The sequence below is a fragment of the Pseudomonas citronellolis genome, from assembly GCF_001586155.1.
Taxonomy (GTDB): domain Bacteria; phylum Pseudomonadota; class Gammaproteobacteria; order Pseudomonadales; family Pseudomonadaceae; genus Pseudomonas; species Pseudomonas citronellolis.
The window spans coordinates 4,454,424-4,474,130 of the sequence record NZ_CP014158.1; the positions used below are offsets into that span (position 1 = coordinate 4,454,424).

The window sequence follows — 19,707 nt, forward strand, 5'->3', positions numbered from 1 at the left end:
CGCGCAACCGGAAATTCACGTCACCAAGGAGAACAAGATGAGAACCTACAACGCTCCCTTCGAGAAATTCGTCAACCTGGCCGACGAGCGCCTGGGGAGCAAGGTGATCAGCGTCACCGACGAATGGTTCGCCGCTGCCAGCCGCATGCTGCAGCCCACCCCCGCGGTGTGGAAGGAAGGCGTATTCGACGACAACGGCAAGTGGATGGACGGCTGGGAATCCCGCCGCAAGCGCTTCGAAGGCTATGACCACGCGGTGATCCGCCTGGGCGTGCCGGGCTCGATCAAGGGCGTGGACATCGACACCAGCTTCTTCACCGGCAACTTCCCGCCGTCGGCCTCCCTCGACGGCTGCTTCGTGGCCGAGGGCGAGCCGAACGACGACACCCAATGGACCGAAGTGCTGTCCTCCGTCGAACTGCAGGGCAATAGCCACCACTACCACGAGATCAGCGACGAGCGCCCCTACACCCACCTGCGCCTGAACATCTACCCGGACGGCGGCGTGGCGCGCCTGCGCGTGTACGGCATCCCGTTCCGCGACTGGGCCAAGCAGAACCCCGACGAGCAGGTCGACCTGGCCGCGGCACTGAACGGCGGCCGCGCCCTCGCCTGCTCCGACGAACACTTCGGCCGCATGAGCAACATCCTCAACCCCGGCCGCGGCGTGAACATGGGCGACGGCTGGGAAACCGGCCGCCGCCGCACCCCGGGCAACGACTGGGTGATTGTCGCGCTGGGCCACGCCGGCATCGTCGAGAAGATCGTCGTCGACACCCTGCACTTCAAGGGCAACTACCCGGAGAGCTGCAACATCCAGGCGGCCTTCGTGAAGGGCGGCACCGACAGCCAGATCGCCACCCAGAGCCTGTACTGGCGCGAACTGCTGCCGAGCCAGAAGCTGCAGATGCACAACGAGCACACCTTCATCGAGCAGATCAGGGAACTGGGCCCGATCACCCACGTGCGCCTGAACATCTTCCCGGACGGTGGCGTCAGCCGTCTGCGCCTGTTCGGCAAGGTGGCCAGGTAAGCGAAACACCGCCGTCGTCCCCGCTGGCGCGGGGGGCCAGAGACACTGGGCCCCCGCGTTCGCGGGAGTGACGGAAAAAGCGGTTCCCGGGCCCCGCCCGGGTTCAGTACAACAAATACAAGTGACCAGCCATGCGTACCCTGAAGATCGAACCGTTGACCAAGGAAGCCTTCGCCCCGTTCGGTGATGTCATCGAGACCGAGGGCAGCGCCCACTTCATGATCAACAACGGTTCCACCCGCCGCTATCACAAGCTCGCCACGGTCGAGACCGCGCAGCCCGAGGATAAGGCGATCATCAGCATCTTCAGCGCCGAAGCACTGGAGATGCCCTTGCGCATCCGCATGCTGGAGCGTCATCCGCTGGGCAGCCAGGCCTTCGTCCCGCTGCTCGGCAACCCCTTTCTGGTCGTGGTCGCGCCACTTGGCGACGTACCTGTACCGGGCCTTGTCCGCGCCTTCCTGACCAACGGAAGGCAGGGCATCAATTACCACCGCGGCGTCTGGCACCACCCGGTGCTGACGATCGAAAAGCGGGATGACTTCCTGGTGGTCGATCGCAGCGGTTCCGGCAACAACTGCGACGAGCATTTCTTCACCGAGGACGAGCAACTGCTCCTCGACCCCCAACTAAACTAATAAGAGAGGCCCGTCCGCCGCGACGCCGGCGCCCGGGCAAGAGGTAATGACTGTGGAAGCACATCTCATCGAATGGGCGAACCTGCTGGTTCGCTGGATTCACATGATCGTCGGCATCGCCTGGATCGGTGCCTCGTTCTACTTCGTCTGGCTGGAAAACAACCTCAACCGCGTCAACCCGCGCGAGGGGCTCTCGGGCGACCTCTGGGCGATCCACGGTGGCGGCATCTACCACCTGGAGAAATACAAGCTGGCGCCGCCGAAGATGCCGGACAACCTCCACTGGTTCAAATGGGAGGCCTACTCCACCTGGCTCTCGGGCGTGTGCCTGCTGACCATCGTCTTCTACCTGAACCCCAGCCTGTACCTGGTGGCCCCGGGCAGCGACCTGGCGCCCGCCGCAGCCATCGCCATCGGCATCGGCTCGCTGATCGCCGGCTGGTTCATCTACTCCGGCCTGTGCGACTCGCCGCTGGGCAAGACCCCCGCCCTGCTCGGCGCCATCCTGTTCGCCCTGCTGGTGCTCGCCGCCTACCTGCTCAGCCAGGTGTTCAGCGGCCGCGGCGCCTACCTGCACGTCGGCGCGATCATCGGCACCATCATGGTCGGCAACGTGTTCCGGGTGATCATGCCGGCCCAGCGCGCGCTGGTTAAGGCCATCGAGGAAGGCCGCGAGCCCGACCCGGTGCTGCCGGCCAAGGGCCTGCTGCGTTCGCGCCACAACAACTACTTCACCCTGCCGGTGCTGTTCATCATGATCAGCAACCACTTCCCGAGCACCTACGGCAGCCACTACAACTGGCTGATCCTGGCGTGCATCGCGGCGCTGGCGGTGATAGTGCGGCACTACTTCAACACCCGCCACAACGGCAACGGCATGGCCTGGGCCCTGCCCGCCGGCGCCGTGGGCATGATCGCCCTGGCCTTCGTCACCGGCCCGACGCTGCAGAGCGCCGCCCCCGCCGGCAACGCCGCGCAGGTGCAGTACCAGCCGCTGCCGGAAACCGCCATCGGCGGCAAGACCGCCGCCGAACGCGCCAAGGAAGAGGCCAACAAGCCCGCCGCCGCGCAGGCCCAGGCGCAAGCCTCGGCGCCCGCTGGCGTGGATTTCGACAAGGTTCATCACGTGATCCAGGAGCGCTGCGTGGCCTGCCACTCGGCCAAGCCGACCAGCCCGCTGTTCAGCGCGGCCCCGGCCGGCGTGATGTTCGACACCCCGCAGCAGATCCAGGCCCAGGCCGCGAAGATCCAGGCCCTGGCCGTGGCCTCCCAGGTCATGCCGCTGGGCAACATCACCCAGATGACCCAGGACGAGCGCAACCTGCTCGGCAACTGGATCGCCAAGGGCGCCCAGACCAACTGAGCCACCGCGGTTCGCCGGAACCAGAAAGACCGCACCTTCGGGTGCGGTTTTTTTATGCCGTAGGCTTTTCGTACCCCACGCCGAGCTGGAGCGGACTCCGTCCGCGATTCCGCCGGCAAGGCTTGCGCCCGATGTTTCGCCTGCACCATGTAGGAGCGCGCCCTGCGCGCGAATCGCGGACAAAGTCCGCTCCTACCCCTCCCGGCAAACACAACGCCCCGTAGGATGGTGTTGAGCGAAGCGATACCCATCGCCACGACCGCATGGGTTTCGCCAAGGCTCAACCCATCCGTTGAGGCGCACCTCGGCGCGGCCTGCAAGACAGTTGCTCCTACAGAAGCACCGACTCCACGAAATAAAAATGTAGTCCCACCCGACCTACGGCTACATCCCGCCAAGACCACGGAACACGCGGCCTAGAGCGACCCGAAACCCATCATTCACAAGCCGACCGGATAGTTGTATACAAAAACATATTGAAGCGAATACACATCGACGCTATAAAGTCCCGCACCGCTTCACCCGCACGGCCCCGGGGGTGTGGCGAGCCAGTACTACCCGGTCGCCGAGCCTGATCGGCGTCCACCAGTGACACAACAATAAAAAATCGAGGTGTTGCATGTCCGAGGTAACTGAGCGCCACGCGGCCGGCTCGTCCGCCGACCAGCGTCTGCCGTTGCTGCAACTGCTGCTGGTGGGATTCCAGCACGTGCTCCTGATGTACGGCGGCGCCGTGGCCGTCCCGCTGATCGTCGGCCAGGCCGCCGGCCTGTCCCGCGAGGAAATCGCCTTCCTGATCAACGCCGACCTGTTGGTCGCCGGCATCGCCACCGTGGTGCAGTCGCTGGGCATCGGCCCGGTCGGCATCCGCATGCCGGTGATGATGGGCGCCAGCTTCGCCGCCGTCGGCAGCATGGTGGCCATGGCCGGGATGCCCGGCGTGGGCATCAACGGCATCTTCGGCGCGACCATCGCCGCCGGCCTGTTCGGCATGCTCGTCGCGCCCTTCATGAGCCGCATCGTGCGCTTCTTCCCGCCGCTGGTGACCGGCACCGTGATCACCTCCATCGGCATGTGCCTGTTCCCGGTGGCCATCAACTGGGCCGGCGGCGGCAAGGGCGCGGCCAACTTCGGCGCCCTGGAATACCTGTTCCTGTCCAGCCTGGTGCTGGCCGCCATCCTGCTGGTCAACCGCTTCCTCAAGGGCTTCTGGACCAACGTCTCGGTGCTCATCGGCATGCTGCTGGGCTATATCGTCGCCAGCGCCATGGGCATGGTCGACCTGTCCGGCATCGATACCCGCCCGGCCTTCGAGGTGGTCACCCCGCTGCACTTCGGCGCGCCCAGCTTCCACCTGGCGCCGGTGCTGTCGATGTGCCTGGTGGTGCTGATCATCTTCGTCGAGTCCACCGGCATGTTCCTCGCCCTGGGCAAGATCACCGGCGACGAGATCTGCCCCAAGCGCCTGCGCCGCGGCCTGCTGTGCGATGCCACGGCGTCGTTCTTCGCCGGCTTCATGAACACCTTCACCCATTCGTCGTTCGCCCAGAACATCGGCCTGGTGCAGATGACCGGGGTGCGCAGCCGCTTCGTCACCGTGGCCGCCGGCGGCTTCCTGATCCTCCTCAGCCTGATGCCCAAGGCCGCCTACGTGGTCGCCTCGATCCCGCCGGCGGTGCTCGGCGGCGCCGGCATCGCCATGTTCGGCATGGTCGCCGCCAGCGGCATCCGCATCCTCCACGAGGTGGACATCGTCGACCGCCGCAACCAGCTGCTGGTGGCGGTGAGCATCGGCATGGGCATGGTCCCGGTGGTGCGCCCGGACTTCTTCGCCGCCCTGCCCGCCTGGATGGAACCGATCACCCACAGCGGCATCGCCATGACCGCGATCTGGGCCGTGCTGCTCAACCTGCTGTTCAACATCCTCGGCGAACGTGGCCGCGACGCCCTCTGCGGGCACCACTGAAGCCGACGCTTTCGGCGGGCCCCTCCCGACGCCCGCCGCTTCCAGCCGCGCCTCACTCCTGCGCGGCTTTTTTCATTCGCGCGGTAGTGACTGGAGCATCTGCCGGCGCAGTGCCGTAGGGGTTAAGAACGCCTACACCGCCGGGAAGCTCCATTCGCGAGCAAGCTCGCTCCCACGAACCCAGAGAACCGCCGAACCGGATCAGAACACCAGCTTGTAGCCAATGCTGAACAACATCACCGCCAGGCACGGCCGCAGGACGTTGTCCGAAATGCGCCCGGACAGATGGCTGCCCAGGTAGATCCCCGGCAGCGAACCGCACAGCAGGTACCCCAGCAGTTGCCAGTCCATGTTGCCCATGCTGGCATGGCCCAGGCCGGCCACCAGCGTCAGAGGCACCGCGTGGGCGATCTCGGTGCCCACCAGGCGGCGGGTGGCGAGGAAGGGATAGAGCACGAACAGCGCCACCGTGCCCAGCGCGCCGGCGCCGATGGAGGTCAGCGCGACCATGGCGCCAAGCACCACGCCGGTGAGAATCGTGAGGCCGTTGAGGCTGGCGCCGCCCAGGTGGTAATGATCGCCGGCATGCTTGTGGGCGAAGGCCAGCAGCTTCTGCTTGAACAGGATGGCCAGGGCGGTGAGCAGCAGGACCACGCCCAGGGCGTGCTTGATCACCGTGTTCAGCGCCTGGGTGTCGGCGCCCAGGCTGTGCAGGAACAGCAGAGTCAGGCCCGCCGCCGGCACGCTGCCGAGGGTCAGCCAGCCGGTGATGCGCCAGTCGACGTTCTTGTGCCGGGTGTGCACCAGCACGCCGCCGGACTTGGTGATGGCCGCGTACAGCAGGTCGGTGCCCACGGCGGCCGCCGGGTTGATGCCGAACCAGAGCAGGATGGGCGTCATCAGCGAACCGCCGCCGACGCCGGTCATGCCCACGATGAACCCGACCAGCAAGCCTGCGACAACGAAACCAAGGACGCCGAATTCCATCAACCCTTCCTGAAAGCCGTGAACGGCTTGCGAAAACCGGCGGGCAGGATAGCGGCTTTCCTTATAAGCGCTTATATCAATATCGACTTAATTTATAACCAAATCTTAAAGCGCCGCCCACGAAAAAGGGGCCCGCAGGCCCCTTCTCCGTCACGCGCCGGTCAGTCGCTGTCCGGCTTGCTGTCCACCACGCCGGTGGTGTTGTTCAGCAGGCTCTTGGTCGCGGTCTGGATGAAGGATTCCAGGCGCTTCTTCAGCTCGGCCTCGTCCGGCACACCCTGCACGCGCTCGGCCTTGGGATGGGCGCCGACCTGGTAGTCGTACACGCGGATGTCGCCTTCCTTGGGCTTGATCAGGATGCGGTTGCCGGAAAGGATGGCCACCACCTGTTCGCTGCCCGAGGGCTTGATCACGCCGAAGCCCTTGTCGCCGGCCGGCAGGTTCAGCAGGTCGCGGCCCCAGCACTGGTGGCGCACCTCGCCGCCCAGGCGGCCCATGATGGTCGGCACTATGTCGATCTGGGTGCCGACGGTGTCGCGGCTGGCGCCGTACTTCTCCTGGATGCCCGGGGCGATGATCAGCAGCGGCACGTTGAAGCGGAACAGGTCCATCTCGGTCAGCTGTTCCGGCGCGCCGAAGCCGTGGTCGCCCACCACTACGAACAGGGTGTCCTTGTAGTACGGCGACTTCTTCGCCTTCTCGAAGAACTGGCCCAGCGCCCAGTCGGAGTAGCGCATGGCGGTCAGGTGCTCGTCGAGGCTGCCGTTGCCGGTCACGCGTTCCACCGGCAGGTCCTTGGGCAGGGCGTAGGGCACGTGGTTGGAGAGCGTCTGCAGCAGGGCGTAGAACGGCTTGCCGCTGGCGGCCAGGCGGTCCAGTTCCTCGTTGCCGCGGGAGAACATGTCCTGGTCGGACACGCCCCAGGTCGGGTCGGAGAACACCGGGTTCACGAAGTCGTTGCGGCCGACGAAGGTGGTCATGCCCTGGTTGGCGAAGAAGCCGGACTGGTTGTCCCAGGCGAAATCGCCGTTGTAGACGTAGACGTCGTCGAACTGGCGCGCGCTGAGCAGCTGCGGCAGGCCGGAGAACTTGTGGCCGCCCTCGGGCGTCTGCATCAGGTACTCGAAGCCCGGCAGGTTGGGGAAGCAGGCCATGGTGGCGAACATGCCCTGGTGGGTATGGGTGCCGTTGGAGAAGAACTGGGTGAACAGCAGGCCTTCCTTCGACAGCTTGTCGAAGTACGGGGTGATGTTGCCCGGCGCGCCCAGGGCGCCGACGAAGTGGCCGGCGAAGCTTTCCATGAGGATCACCACCACGTTCTTCACGCCCGGCAGCGTGCCTTCGGCCGGCGGGGTGAAGTCGCGGCGGATGGCCGCGTCGTCGGCGTCCACCAGCTTGTCGTTGGGCGTCAGCAGCATCTGCCGCACGGTGTCGCGGGCCTGGTCGTCGGGCAGCGTGGCCTTCCAGATGTTCGCGCGGTCCTCGCCGAAGCGGTCCTCGGCGGCCTTGAGCAGGGTCATGGAGCCGTTCAGGCCCAGGTGGTTGGCGAACATCGAGTCGGTGGTGAAGGCATCGCCCCAGCGCAGCGGCGGGCCCTGGCGCAGGGTGCCGCGGTAGGCGACGCCGGCCACCAGCACCACCACCAGCAGGGCGGCGACGCGCAGGTACCAGGCGGCGGCCGAGGCGCCCACGGCGCTGGGCCGGGTGGCGCGGTCAACGCCGCGGAACAGCATGAACAGCAGCCAGGTGGCCACGGCCCAGGCCAGCAGGTAGCGGACCACCGGGTAGCCGTACCAGATCATGCTCATGACCGTCTTCGGGTCTTCGGACATGTACTGGAACACCAGGCTGTTCAGGCGCTGGTGGAACTCGCGGTAGAAGTCCAGCTCCAGCACGCCGAGGAACAGCGTCAGGCTGGCCAGGGCGGTCAGCCACAGGCGCCAGAACATGCGCCAGCGCATGGCGGTGACGCTGGCCAGGGCGAAGATCATCGGCGCGACTATCAAGATCACCGCGCGGATGTCGAAGCGCAGCCCGGTGACGAAGGCCTCGACGAAGGCGCTGGCCGGGGTGTCGCCGATCAGCTCGCGGTTGTAGATCAGCAGCGCCAGGCGCAGCAGGGAGAACATCAGCATCAGCGCCAGGCTGCCGAGCAGGATGAACCCCAGGTGGCTGGACACCGTGGCGCGCGCCAGGTTGGCGGCGCGCTGGCGGGTATTCAGGACTTCCGATTGGCCCATGTTTCAGGTTCCGTTCTGTGCAACGTTCGGTTCGGGCGCCCTCCCCTGCGGGGAGGTGCGGAGGCTCCACGTCCGGGAGCCGGACGTGGAGCGGGCGGCGCATTCTAGTCGGTGAAAATTAGCCAGACCTTAAGAAAATGCCGTCAAGGTGTCGGATTATGCCCAACGCAGGTGAAAAAAGAGTCGCCGCCGCCGGATGGTTCCGACAACGGCGCTTGCGGATCAGTCGTTGTGCGGCTTGCCGATGGCCTGCAGCACGTACTGCGGCAGGGCGAAGGCGCCCTGGTGGATTTCCGGGTTGTAGTAGCGGGTGGCGATGCCGCTGGCGGCGAAGCGCTGGCGCAGGGTTTCCAGCGGCACGCGGCGCAGGGCCGGCTCAAGAGCGCCCCAGGCGAAGGTCATGGCGCCGCCGATGTAGGTGGGCACCGCCGCCTGGTAGAAGTGCCAGTCGGCGAACAGGCCGTTCATCCGCCCAGCGGTGTTGCGCACGGTGTCCAGCTGCATGAACGGGGTGCCGTTCTGGGTGACCAGCACGCCGCCCGGGTTCAGGCAGCGGTGGCAGGCCTGGTAGAAGTTCTCGGAGAACAGCACCTCGCCCGGGCCGATGGGGTCGGTGGAGTCGGAGATGATCACGTCGAACCTGCGCTCGGTAGTGGCGACGAAGCGCATGCCGTCGTCGATCACCAGGTCCAGGCGCGCATCGTCGAAGGCGCCGTTGGAGTGGCGCGGCAGGAACTGCCTGCACATGTCGACCACGGTGCCGTCGATCTCGACCATGGTGATGTGCTCGACGCTGGCGTGCTTGCACACTTCGCGCAGCATGCCGCCGTCGCCGCCGCCGATGATCAGCACGCGCTTGGCCGCGCCATGGGCGAGGATGGGCACGTGGGTGAGCATCTCGTGGTAGATGAACTCATCGGCCTCGGTGGTCTGGATCACCCCGTCCAGGGCCATCACCCGGCCCATGCGGGCGTTCTCGAAGATCACCAGGTGCTGGTGCTCGGTGCGCACCTCGTGGAGCAGCTGGTCGACGCTGAAACGCTGGCCGTAGCCTTCGTAGAGGGTTTCCTGGTAATCGCGCATGGGCGGTCTCCCGGTTCAACGGTGAATGAAGCGGGCCGAGGGCCGGCCGTGAAAGGCGCGCATTCTACTGTGCAAGGCATGACAGGTCGAACCCGCGCACTTCGCCCATTCATCTTGCCCGCTCAGTTTGCCCGCTCACTTTGCCTACTCACTTTGAAAGCCAGCTGCGGGACGACAGCGCGGCGGCGGCGGGTTATGGTCAGCGCCATGAACGCACCCATCACGCCCCTCGTCCTGCACCTGCCCTACCAGCCGCCCTGGGACTGGGCACAGTTCCACGCCCATTTCGCCCTGCGCCGCCTGGCCGGGGTGGAAACCCTGGGCGAGGCGCACTACCGGCGCAGCCTGCGCCTGGAAGGCGTGCCCGGCTGGATGGACATCCGCCCGCTGGCCGACGAGCCGGCGCTGCGCCTGGAGCTGCACCTGGACGGCGCCGGCGCCGACAGCGCCCCGCTGGCCGCGCGGGTGCGCAAGATGTTCGACCTGGACAGCGACCCGCGGGCGGTGGCCGCGCACCTGGGCGCCGACCCACTACTGCGCCCGCTCGTCGAAGCCTGGCCAGGGCTGCGCCTGCCCTGCGCCTTCGATCCGTTCGAGCAGGCGGTGCGCGCCATCGTCGGCCAGCAGGTCACGGTAAAGGCCGCGGTGACCATCACCGGCCGCTTGGTGCAGCGCCTCGGCCAGCCCCTGGGCAACGCCGTGGCCGACGGCCCGCAGTACCTCTTCCCTACCCCGCGGGCCCTGGCCGAGGCGGACCTGGACGGCATCGGCATGCCCGGCAAGCGTGTGGCCAGCCTGCAGCGCTTCGCCGCCGCGGTGGCCGAAGGCGCCCTGGAACTGCATGTGGAGGATGGCGCGCAAGCGCTGGTGAAGCGCCTCTGCGAACTGCCCGGCATCGGCCCCTGGACCGCCGAATACGTGGCCCTGCGCGCCTTCGGCGAGGCCGACGCCTTCCCCACCGCCGACCTGGGCCTGCTCAAGTCGCCGGTCTGGGGCGAGGCCGGCACCAGCGCCCGCGACCTGCAACGCCGCGCCGAGGCCTGGCGCCCCTGGCGCGCCTACGCCGCCGTCTATCTCTGGCAAGCCTACTCGCAAGGCAGCCGCATCGGAGGATGAAGCCATGCATTACCGCTACTACGACAGCCCCCTCTGCCGCCTGCTGCTGGCCGGCGACGAACAGGGGCTGCGCATGCTCTACATGACCCCCTTCGAAGGCCACGAGCCGGGCCCGGACTGGCGCGAGGCCAGCAGCCAGCTCGACGCCGTGATGCGGCAGTTGGACGAATACTTCGCCGGCAAGCGCAAGGTCTTCGACGTGCGCCTGGCGCCCCAGGGCACCGAGTTCCAGCGCCAGGTCTGGCACGCGCTGACGCAGATTCCCTACGGCCACACCACCTGGTACGCCGACCTGGCCGAACGCATCGGCCGGCCGAAGGCGGTGCGCGCGGTGGGCGCGGCCAACGGCGCCAACCCGATCAGCATCATCATCCCCTGCCACCGGGTGATCGGCCGCGACGGCAGCCTGACCGGCTACGGCGGCGGCCTGCCGCGCAAGGAGGCGCTGCTGCGGCTGGAGGGGGTGATGGTGGGGGAATCGCGGGAGTTGGAGTTGGTTTGATGGGGTTTCCAGGTGGTTTTCGTGTTTCGGGGAATCGATCCGAAACACCAATGCCAACCGGCAAACTCCATTCGCGAGCAAGCTCGCTCCTACGAAACCCCCCGCCCCCGCTACACCCGCACGTTGCCCTTGGGCCCGGCGATCGCCCAGATCACCAGCCCCAGCAAGGGCAGGATGAGGATCACCAACACCCAGATGATCTTGATGGGCACGTCCGCGCCGCTCTTGAGCACGCTGATGATCGCCCAGACATCGAGGGCGAAGATGATCAGGCCGATCAGGCCGTTGAAGGTCGAACCCATGGCGCCGCTCCCGCTGCTGGAGGTGTGCCCTCCAGCATAGACGGCAGTGGCCTCAGCAGCGGGCCGGGTCGATCAGGGCGAAGCTGGCCAGCGTCTCGTGGCCTTCCAGGGCGCCGCCTTCGCGGGCCAGGCCGATGGTTGCCAGGCCGGCTTCGCGGGCGGCGTCCAGCTCCTGCACCACGTCGGAGAGGAACAGCACCTGCTCCGCCGGCAGGCCGATGGCCTCAACGATGCGCGCGTAGGAGGCGGCCTCGCGCTTGGGCCCGCTGGTGGTGTCGAAGTAGCCGGAGAACAGCGGCGCCAGGTCGCCGGCCTCGGAGCAGCCGAAGATCAGCTTCTGCGCCTGGATCGAGCCGGAAGAGTAGACGTACAGGTCATAGCCCTCGGCCTTCCAGCGGCGCAGCGCCTCCACCGCGTCCGGGTAGACGTGGCCCTTGAGCTGGCCGGCGCGGTAGCCCTGCTCCCAGACCATGCCCTGCAGCGCTTTCAGCGGCGTGGCCTTGCGGTCTTCGGCGATCCACTGCAGGAGGATGGCGATGCAGCGCTCGACGTCGGCGCCGGCTTCGCCGCTCTCGGCGCGTACCGCGTCCAGCTGCGCGGCCACTTCCGGCTCGCCGGCGTGCTCGCGGACGAAATCCGGCAGGTGCGCGGCGGCATAGGGGAAGAGCACGTCGAAGACGAAGCTGACGGCGCTGGTGGTGCCTTCGATGTCGGTGAGGATGGCTTTGATCGGCATGGTAACTCCGGTGCAACGCTATCCGTAGGAGCGGACCTTGTCCGCGATGGCCGGAGGTTCCGGCGCGATTCGCGGATGAGATCCGCTCCTACGAAAGAAATAGAACGGGGGTGTCAGTCTTCCAGCAGCGGGAAGCGCCGGGCGATCTCGTCGCCGGTGAACTTCGCCACCCAGCCCTCGGGGTTGTTGAACAGGCGGATGGCCACGAAGTGCGGGCGCTCGCCCATGTCGAACCAGTGGCGGGTGCCGGCCGGCACCGAGATCAGGTCGTTCTTCTCGCAGAGCACGGCGTAGACGTGGTCCTCGACGTGCAGGGTGAACAGGCCGCGACCGGCGACGAAGAAGCGCACTTCGTCCTCGCCATGGCGGTGTTCGTCGAGGAACTTGGCGCGCAGCTCGTCCTTCTGCGGGTGGTCGGCGCTGAGGCTGACCACGTCGACGGTGACGTAGCCCTGCTCGTCCTTCAGGCGCTGGATCTCCGCCGCGTAGGCGGCCAGCACCTCGTCGGGGCTGGCGCCGGGGGCGATGGGCGCGCTGGCCTGCCAGCGCTCGAAGCGCACGCCGAGCTCGGCCAGGGTGGCGGCGATGTCCTCGGCGTGGGTGAGCAGCTTCAGCGGCTGCTCGGGGGCGGATTCGTGGTAGACGGTCAGGCTGCTCATGCTCGGGTCCTCGGGTACTGCCGGATTCGCTCAGCGCGTGCCGCCGCGAAGGCTGATCACTTTAAGTTCGCATTCGAAGAGGAATTCGAAGGCTTCCACCTGGCGCAGGGCGTCTTCCATGCGCGGCCCCCAAGTGTACAGGCCGTGGCCGCGGATCAGGTAGCCGGGGCAGTCCGGGTGGGCGTCCAGCCAGGGCTGGACCTTGCCCGCCAGGCGGGCGATGTCCTGGTCGTTGTCGAAGATCGGCACCGTCACCCGGCCCTCGTGGGTGGTGACGCCGGCAAAGGCCTTCTGCAGCTCGTAGTCTTCCAGCTCCAGGCGGTCGGCGGGGGTCAGGCGCGAGAGCACGGTGGCGTTCACCGAGTGGGTGTGCAGCACCGCGCCTATCTCGGCGCGCCAGGCATACAGCTGGGTGTGCAACAGCGTTTCCGCCGAGGGTTTCTTCCCCGCCTCGAGGCTGTTGCCGGCAAGGTCGGTCTCCAGCACGTCGTCGACGCCCAGCAGGCCCTTGTGCTTGCCCGAGACGGTGAGCAGCGCGCGGTCGGCGGCCAGGCGCGCGGAATAGTTGCTGCTGGTGGCCGGCGACCAGCCGCGGCCATACAGGAAGCGCCCGGCCTCGATGATCTGGCGGGTCAGGTGTTCACGGTTGTTGCTCATGGCCGCTCCTCTTTCAGACGGGTACGGATGATAACGGCTGCGGCCAGCGCCGCCAGGCTGGCGATGGCGAAAGTCCAGGCCGGGCCCAGGCTGGCCCAGCTGTAGCCGGAGTAAAGCGCGCCCAGGGCGCCGCCGGTGCCGGCCAGGGCGGCATAGAGCGCCTGCCCTTGCCCCTGCTGGCGCGCCTGGAAGCTGCGCTGGACGAAATGGATGGCGGCGGCGTGGAAGGCGCCGAAGGTGGCCGCGTGCAGCAGCTGGGCGAACAATAGCAGGCCCAGGTGGTCGGCCAGGCTGCCCAGCAGCAGCCAGCGCAGCGCCGCCAGCAGGAAGCTCGCCGCCAGCACCTGGCGCAGGCTGAAGCGCCCCAGCAGGCGCGGCATCGCCAGGAACAGCAGCACCTCGGCCACCACGCCCAGGGCCCACAGCCAGCCGATCAGCCCGCGGCTGTAGCCGAGGGCCTCCAGGTGCAGGGTGAGGAAGGTGTAGTACGGCCCGTGGGACAGCTGCATCAGGCACACGCACAGGTAGAAGGCGATCACCCCCGGCTGGCGCAGCTGGGCCAGGAAGCCGCTGGCCGGCGCGTCGCCGTGGCGCCAGGCCGGCTGCGCGTTGGGCACCCACCAGCTGGCGGCGACGATGCCCAGCATGATCGCCAGCAGCGCCCAGGGGTAGTAGTCCAGGCTGGCGGCCTCGAACAACCGGCCCAGGCCGACCACGGTGCAGATGAAGCCGATCGAGCCCCACAGGCGGATGCGGCTGTAGCTGGCGGTGCGCTCGCCCAGGTGGGCCAGGGTGATCACTTCGAACTGCGGCAGCACCGCGTGCCAGAAGAACGCATGCCCGGCCATCACCAGCGCCAGCCAGGCGTAGCTGTGGTCGAGGAAGATCAGCGCGAAGCACGCCGCCGTGCACAGCGCGCCGAAGCGCACGATGCGCAGGCGCTGGCCGGAACGGTCGCCCAGCCAGCCCCACAGGTTCGGCGCCACGCAGCGCATCAGCATGGGAATGGCCACCAGCTCGCCGATGCGCGCGGCGGAAAAGCCCAGGTGGTGGAAGTACAGGGCGAGAAAAGGCGCGGTCCCGCCCAGCAGGCAGAAATAGAAGAAGTAGAAGCTGGACAGGCGCCAGTAGGGGAAAGAAGCAGCCATGGGCTGGAAGCTCGAAGCTGGAAGTGGCGGCTCTGGGCTTCAGGCTTCCAGCTTCTGGCTCAGAGCTGCCCCAGCACCGGCGTATTGACGCGCACATCGGCATTCTGCGCGCGGTGGCGCAGCAGGTGGTCCATCAGCACGATGGCCATCATCGCCTCGGCGATGGGGGTGGCGCGGATGCCCACGCAGGGGTCGTGGCGGCCCTTGGTGACCACGTCCACCGGGTTGCCGTTCACGTCGATGGAGCGGCCGGGGGTGGTGATGCTGGAGGTGGGCTTGAGCGCCAGGTGCGCGACTATCGGCTGGCCGCTGGAGATGCCGCCGAGAATGCCGCCGGCATTGTTCGACAGGAAGCCCTCGGGGCGCAGCTCGTCGCGGTGCTCGGTGCCGCGCTGGGCGACGCTGGCGAAACCGGCGCCGATCTCCACGCCCTTGACCGCGTTGATGCTCATCAGCGCGTGGGCCAGTTCCGCGTCCAGGCGGTCGAAGATCGGCTCGCCCAGGCCCGGCGGCACGCCTTCGGCGACCACGGTGATCTTCGCGCCCACCGAATCCTGGTCGCGGCGCAGCTGGTCCATATAGGCCTCCAGCTCCGCCACCTTGTCCGGGTCGGGGCTGAAGAAGGCGTTCTGCTCGACGCTGTCCCAGGTCTTGAAGTGGATTTCGATCGGGCCCAGTTGGCTCATGTAGCCGCGCACCCGGATGCCCAGGCTCGCCAGGTACTTCTTGGCGATGGCCCCGGCGGCCACGCGCATGGCGGTCTCGCGGGCCGAGGAACGACCGCCGCCGCGGTAGTCGCGCACGCCGTACTTGTGGTGGTAGCTGTAGTCGGCGTGGGCCGGGCGGAACAGGTCCTTGATCGCCGAGTAGTCCTTGGACTTCTGGTCGGTGTTGCGGATCAAGAGGCCGATCGGGGTGCCGGTGGTCTTGCCCTCGAACACGCCGGAGAGGATTTCCACCTCGTCGGCTTCCTGGCGCTGGGTGGTGTGCCGGCTGGTGCCGGGCTTGCGCCGGTCGAGGTCGCGCTGCAGGTCTTCCAGGGAAAGCTCAAGGCCCGGCGGGCAGCCGTCGACGATGGCGACCAGCGCCGGGCCGTGGCTTTCGCCAGCGGTGGTGACGGTGAACAGCTTGCCGTAGGTGTTGCCGGACATGCGAGGCTCCGCGGAAGACTTGGGTGAACGAAAAGGCCCAGCAGTATACCTGCGACATACCGCCCTGCGAACCTTCCGCGGCGCGCGCCGTCAAACCGCTATCATGCAGTCCATGAAGCCTTCCATGCCGCGCCTTATCGCCCTTCTTTCCTGCTGGCTGTTCGCCGCAATGACCTACGCCGCCTCCCCCACCATCCTGCAACGCCCCTACGACCTGGACACCGGCCACGGCGTGCTGCGCGGAACCCTGCTGCTGCCGCAGACCGCCAGCCCGCCGCCGCTGGCCCTGCTGGTGGCCGGCTCCGGCCCCACCGACCGCGACGGCAACAACCCCGAGGGCGGCAACAACGCCTACCTGCGGCGCCTGGCCGAGGCCCTGGCCAGCAACGGCATCGCCAGCCTGCGCTACGACAAGCGCGGCATCGCCCGCAGCCGCGACGCCGCGCCGGACGAACGGCAGCTGAGCGTCGACGGCTACGTCGACGACCTGGTGGCCTGGAGCGACCGGCTGGCCGCGGACCCGCGCTTCGGCCCGCAGGTGCTGGTGGGCCACAGCGAGGGCGCGCTGATCGCCAGCCTGGCCGCGCCACGCAGCAAGGCCGCGGCCCTGGTGCTGATCGCCGGCAGCGGCCGGCCGATCGACAAGGTGCTGCGCGAACAGCTCTCGGTGCGCCTGCCGCCTCCGTTGCTGGAGAAGGCCGATGCCATCCTCGACCGGTTGCGCGGCGGCCACCAGGTGCCGGAGGTGCCGGCGCAGCTGAACGCGCTGTTCCGCCCCAGCGTGCAGCCCTACCTGATCTCGCTGTTCCGCCACGATCCGGCGCGGGCGCTGGCCCGGGTGCGCCAGCCGACGCTGATCCTGCAGGGCACCAGCGACATCCAGGTCGACGTGGCCGACGCCCAGGCGCTGCAGCGCGCAAGGCCGGACGCCGAGCTGCAGTTGATCTCCGGCATGAACCACATCCTGCGCATCGTCCCGGCCGACGTGAAGAAGCAGCTGGCGTCCTACAACGACCCCGGGCTGCCGCTGGCTCGCGACCTGGTCCAGCGGCTGGTCGGCTTCATCCTGCGAACCCGCCCGCAGACTCCATCGGCCGAAGGCATGAGCTGAAACGGGCGTCTCAAGAAATCACTGTCGGCGTCGATAATCGCTTAGCCCCTGTATGAAAGTCGTTACTTACACGCTTCCTACAGAAGTTGAGTTGATCCCTGGCCGTCGGCCAGGCCCGAGGAATCCGATGACCGACGCCGACCCGCGCAGCGACGCCGCCGCTCCCGCCGAAACACCGGCCCCGCCCCATCCCTGGGCGGAGCTGGCGCCGGAGCATTTCCGCCTGCTGCGTCTGGCGCCCCTGCCCACCGACCGCAGCACCGGCGCCCGCGCCCTGCGCTTCGTCCAGCTCGGCCGGGTGGAGCGCCACGCCCCGGAGCAGAGCCTGCTGCGCCTGAGCATCCAGCTGCCCGGCCAGGCCCTGCGCAAGGAGCAGAACCTGTTCGAGGTGTGGGCCGACCACCGCAACAAGGAAGTGCGCTTCGGCGCCGACAGCGGCTTCGCCCTGGAGCCGATCAACCGCGGCCTGGGCCGCTTCCTGCTGGCCCAGGGCATCGCCTGGGCGCGGCAGAAGTGGGCGCACTACAAGGTCGAGGGCGGCGTGCTGGGGGTGAAGGACGCGCCCAACGAGGACATCCGCCTGCGCCGCGACCACTTCCTGCGCGCCCAGGGCTTCGACGTGGAGTACGAGGACTCGCGCCTACTCAAGGCCCGCTACGACGCCGGGCGGGTGAGCGAGCTGTACGACGACTGGAACAAGGACAAGGTGCAACTGCTGCCGCTGCTGGACGCCGCGGCCATGCTGGAACAGGCCGACCAGAACCTGGCCAGCCAGGACAACGAGATCCGCAAGCTGCAACAGCGCATCGAGACCTTCCGCCGCGACGACACCAGCCTGCGCTTCATCATCGCCTGCCTGACGGTGTTCGCGGTGTTCCAGGCCGGGCTGCTGATCTGGATGGCGACGCACTGAGGGCCCGGCGCGGACGGACGGGCACGGCTCGCTCCTACGAAGAGCACGGCCGCGGGAGACTTTTGTAGGATGGGTTGAGCGAAGCGATACCCATCACCACGGCCGCATGGGTTTCGCAAGCTCAACCCATCCTACGAAAAGCACCTCGGCGCAGTCGGCAAGACAGTTGCTCCAACAAGAAAATGCCGTGCCCCACGGCGTACGTAGGGCGAATAACGCTCCGCGTTATCCGCCCTGCTGGCGGAATCGCGGATGAATCCGCTCCTACGCCCTCAGGCAAACACAAGACCCGTAGGATGGCGTTGAGCGAAGCGATACCCATCGCCACGGCCGCATGGGTTTCGCAGGAGCCCCCGGTATCGCCCCCTGTAGGAGCGCGCCCTGCGCGCGAAATCGCGGGCAGGGCCCGCGGCGCCTCAGTTCACCCGCGAGCGGAACAGCGCCTGGTGTTCGCGGCACTGCGCCGCCGACAGCAGGAACACCCCGTGCCCGCCGTGGCGGAATTCCAGCCAGGTGAAGTCCACCTCCGGGTACAGCGCCTCGACGTGCACCTGGCTGTTGCCCACTTCGACGATCAGGGTGCCCTGCTCGGTCAGGTGGTCGGCGGCCTCGGCGAGCATGCGCCGCACCAGGTTCAGGCCGTCGTGGCCGCAGGCCAGGCCCAGTTCCGGCTCGTGCCGGTACTCGGCCGGCATGTCGGCGAAGTCCTCGGCGTCGACGTAGGGCGGGTTGGAGACGATCAGGTCGAAGCGCTGCCCCGGCAGGCCGGCGAAGCCGTCGCCCTGCACGGTGTAGACGCGCTCGCCCAGTTCGTGGCGCTCGATGTTGACGTTGGCCACTTCCAGGGCCTCGAAGGACAGGTCGGCCAGCACCACTTCCGCTTGGAGGAATTCGTAGGCGCAGGCGATGCCGATGCAGCCCGAGCCCGTGCACAGGTCGAGGATGCGCGCCGGTTCCGCCGCCAGCCAGGGCTCGAAGCGCTGCTGGATCAGCTCGGCGATGGGCGAACGCGGCACCAGCACGCGCTCGTCGACCACGAACGGCAGGCCGCAGAACCAGGCCTCGCCCAGCAGATAGGCGGTGGGCACGCGCTCCTCGATGCGCCGGCGCAGCAGTTCGCGCAGGTGTTCGCGCTCATCGTCCTCGAGGCGGCAATCCAGGTACGCATCGGCCATTTCCCACGGCAGGTGCAGCGCGCCGAGCACCAGCAGGCGGGCGTCGTCCCAGGCGTTGTCGGTGCCATGTCCGAAGTACAGCCCCTCGGCATGGAAGCGGCTGACCGCCCAGCGGATATGGTCTCGAAGGGTCAGCAAACGGGATTCGGTCACGGCGCAGGGTCCTCGCGGCGGGCAAAAAGGCCGGCATTCTAGCCCAAGGCGGCCTGCCGCGGGCGCACACCGGCGTCGAGGGGGTCAATACCACTTTGCGCGGGTTTCGCATAGATTCACAGCGCCCGCGGAACAGACCACAATGGTGGCATACGCATCATAGGAGTTCGTCATGTCTCAACCGCTCAGCATGCTGAAGATCAGCGGACGCGGCTATCCGCCCGCCACCCTCCGCCAGAGCACGCTGCTGATCATCGACGCCCAGGAAGAGTACCGCAGCGGCGTCCTCGCCCTGCCCGGCCTGGAACCGGCGGTCGCGCAGATCCGCCAACTGCTGGATGCCGCGCGCAGCCAGGGCACCCCGATCGTCCACGTGCGCCACCTGGGCATCCACGGCGGCCTGCTCGACCCGCAGGGCCCGCGCGGGCAGTTCCTGCCCGAACTGGCGCCGCTGCCCGGCGAGGTGGTGGTGGAGAAGCGCCTGCCCAACGCCTTCTCCGGCACCGAACTGCACGACCGCCTGCAGCACAACGGCCGGCTGGACATCATCGTCTGCGGCTTCATGACCCATTCGAGCATCAGCACCACCGTGCGCGCGGCCAAGGACTACGGCTACCGCTGCACCCTGGTCACCGCCGCCTGCGCCACCCGCGACATCCCCACCCCGGATGGCGGCGTGCTCTCGGCGCGCGACCTGCACCACGCGGAAATGGCCGCCCTGGGCGACAACTTCGCCGCCGTGGTCGGCGAGGCCCAGGCGCTGATCTGAGCGCC

At 67.8% G+C, this 19,707-nt stretch carries 19 protein-coding genes; 9 read left to right on the plus strand and 10 right to left on the minus strand.

What is annotated here, in order from left to right; genetic code table 11:
• The first annotated feature begins 37 nt into the window (after positions 1 to 37).
• From alc to PcP3B5_RS19305, 4 genes are all read left to right on the plus strand, one after another.
• Entirely contained in the window at positions 38 to 1,033 is a 996-nt protein-coding gene (alc, locus tag PcP3B5_RS19290; RefSeq protein ID WP_061562156.1) for an allantoicase, read from the plus strand.
• A 131-nt stretch (positions 1,034 to 1,164) separates the two neighbouring features.
• Complete coding sequence (locus PcP3B5_RS19295) at positions 1,165 to 1,671, plus strand: ureidoglycolate lyase (protein ID WP_009618668.1); 507 nt, start codon at positions 1,165 to 1,167, stop codon at positions 1,669 to 1,671.
• A gap of 52 nt (positions 1,672 to 1,723) precedes the next feature.
• Entirely contained in the window at positions 1,724 to 3,034 is a 1,311-nt protein-coding gene (locus PcP3B5_RS19300) for a urate hydroxylase PuuD (RefSeq protein WP_061563300.1), read from the plus strand.
• Positions 3,035 to 3,653: 619 nt separating this feature from the next.
• Positions 3,654 to 5,000 carry a nucleobase:cation symporter-2 family protein gene (locus tag PcP3B5_RS19305; RefSeq protein WP_043272150.1) on the plus strand — a complete coding sequence of 449 codons (1,347 nt, stop codon included), beginning with the start codon at positions 3,654 to 3,656 and terminating at the stop codon, positions 4,998 to 5,000.
• 201 nt (positions 5,001 to 5,201) lie between these two features.
• Here PcP3B5_RS19305 and PcP3B5_RS19310 read toward each other — a convergent pair whose 3' ends face one another.
• From PcP3B5_RS19310 to speE, 3 genes are all read right to left on the minus strand, one after another.
• Positions 5,202 to 5,987, minus strand: a complete 786-nt coding sequence (locus tag PcP3B5_RS19310) for a sulfite exporter TauE/SafE family protein (protein ID WP_009618662.1) — start codon at positions 5,985 to 5,987, stop codon at positions 5,202 to 5,204.
• A 161-nt stretch (positions 5,988 to 6,148) separates the two neighbouring features.
• Positions 6,149 to 8,227 carry an LTA synthase family protein gene (locus PcP3B5_RS19315; RefSeq protein ID WP_043272151.1) on the minus strand — a complete coding sequence of 693 codons (2,079 nt, stop codon included), beginning with the start codon at positions 8,225 to 8,227 and terminating at the stop codon, positions 6,149 to 6,151.
• A gap of 222 nt (positions 8,228 to 8,449) precedes the next feature.
• On the minus strand, positions 8,450 to 9,310 hold the full coding sequence (gene speE / locus PcP3B5_RS19320) for a polyamine aminopropyltransferase (RefSeq protein ID WP_061562157.1): 861 nt from the start codon (positions 9,308 to 9,310) through the stop codon (positions 8,450 to 8,452).
• Positions 9,311 to 9,517: 207 nt separating this feature from the next.
• On the opposite strand from speE, the gene PcP3B5_RS19325 reads away from it, so the two are divergent.
• Positions 9,518 to 10,426: a DNA-3-methyladenine glycosylase family protein gene (locus tag PcP3B5_RS19325; RefSeq protein ID WP_061563301.1), complete on the plus strand. Its 909-nt coding sequence runs from the start codon at positions 9,518 to 9,520 to the stop codon at positions 10,424 to 10,426.
• Between the two features lie 4 nt (positions 10,427 to 10,430).
• Entirely contained in the window at positions 10,431 to 10,928 is a 498-nt protein-coding gene (locus tag PcP3B5_RS19330) for a methylated-DNA--[protein]-cysteine S-methyltransferase (protein ID WP_061562158.1), read from the plus strand.
• Positions 10,929 to 11,038: 110 nt separating this feature from the next.
• On the opposite strand, the gene PcP3B5_RS19335 is transcribed toward PcP3B5_RS19330, so the two are convergent.
• The 6 genes from PcP3B5_RS19335 to aroC form a co-directional block, all read right to left on the minus strand.
• A complete protein-coding gene (locus PcP3B5_RS19335) occupies positions 11,039 to 11,230 on the minus strand; it encodes a PLDc N-terminal domain-containing protein (RefSeq protein ID WP_061562159.1) in 192 nt (63 codons plus the stop codon).
• A 52-nt stretch (positions 11,231 to 11,282) separates the two neighbouring features.
• Positions 11,283 to 11,966: an acireductone synthase gene (gene mtnC, locus PcP3B5_RS19340; protein ID WP_061562160.1), complete on the minus strand. Its 684-nt coding sequence runs from the start codon at positions 11,964 to 11,966 to the stop codon at positions 11,283 to 11,285.
• A 113-nt stretch (positions 11,967 to 12,079) separates the two neighbouring features.
• A complete protein-coding gene (locus PcP3B5_RS19345) occupies positions 12,080 to 12,625 on the minus strand; it encodes a 1,2-dihydroxy-3-keto-5-methylthiopentene dioxygenase (RefSeq protein ID WP_061562161.1) in 546 nt (181 codons plus the stop codon).
• 30 nt (positions 12,626 to 12,655) lie between these two features.
• On the minus strand, positions 12,656 to 13,282 hold the full coding sequence (locus PcP3B5_RS19350) for a methylthioribulose 1-phosphate dehydratase (protein WP_061562162.1): 627 nt from the start codon (positions 13,280 to 13,282) through the stop codon (positions 12,656 to 12,658).
• A complete protein-coding gene (locus PcP3B5_RS19355; RefSeq protein ID WP_061562163.1) occupies positions 13,279 to 14,430 on the minus strand; it encodes an MFS transporter in 1,152 nt (383 codons plus the stop codon). Before PcP3B5_RS19355 ends, PcP3B5_RS19350 begins: the two co-directional genes overlap by 4 nt.
• A 59-nt stretch (positions 14,431 to 14,489) precedes the next feature.
• Positions 14,490 to 15,581 (minus strand): chorismate synthase, encoded by a 1,092-nt coding sequence (gene aroC / locus PcP3B5_RS19360; RefSeq protein WP_061562164.1) that lies wholly within the window; start codon positions 15,579 to 15,581, stop codon positions 14,490 to 14,492.
• Between the two features lie 112 nt (positions 15,582 to 15,693).
• Between aroC and PcP3B5_RS19365 the strand changes: the two genes are divergently transcribed.
• Together PcP3B5_RS19365 and PcP3B5_RS19370 are read left to right on the plus strand one after the other, a co-directional pair.
• On the plus strand, positions 15,694 to 16,692 hold the full coding sequence (locus tag PcP3B5_RS19365) for an alpha/beta hydrolase (protein ID WP_061563302.1): 999 nt from the start codon (positions 15,694 to 15,696) through the stop codon (positions 16,690 to 16,692).
• 127 nt (positions 16,693 to 16,819) lie between these two features.
• Positions 16,820 to 17,605 (plus strand): hypothetical protein, encoded by a 786-nt coding sequence (locus PcP3B5_RS19370; RefSeq protein ID WP_061562165.1) that lies wholly within the window; start codon positions 16,820 to 16,822, stop codon positions 17,603 to 17,605.
• Between the two features lie 416 nt (positions 17,606 to 18,021).
• On the opposite strand, the gene prmB is transcribed toward PcP3B5_RS19370, so the two are convergent.
• Positions 18,022 to 18,933, minus strand: coding sequence for a 50S ribosomal protein L3 N(5)-glutamine methyltransferase (gene prmB / locus PcP3B5_RS19375; protein ID WP_061562166.1), 912 nt, complete (start codon positions 18,931 to 18,933; stop codon positions 18,022 to 18,024).
• A gap of 172 nt (positions 18,934 to 19,105) precedes the next feature.
• On the opposite strand from prmB, the gene PcP3B5_RS19380 reads away from it, so the two are divergent.
• On the plus strand, positions 19,106 to 19,702 hold the full coding sequence (locus tag PcP3B5_RS19380) for a cysteine hydrolase family protein (protein ID WP_009618632.1): 597 nt from the start codon (positions 19,106 to 19,108) through the stop codon (positions 19,700 to 19,702).
• Positions 19,703 to 19,707 lie beyond the last annotated feature (5 nt).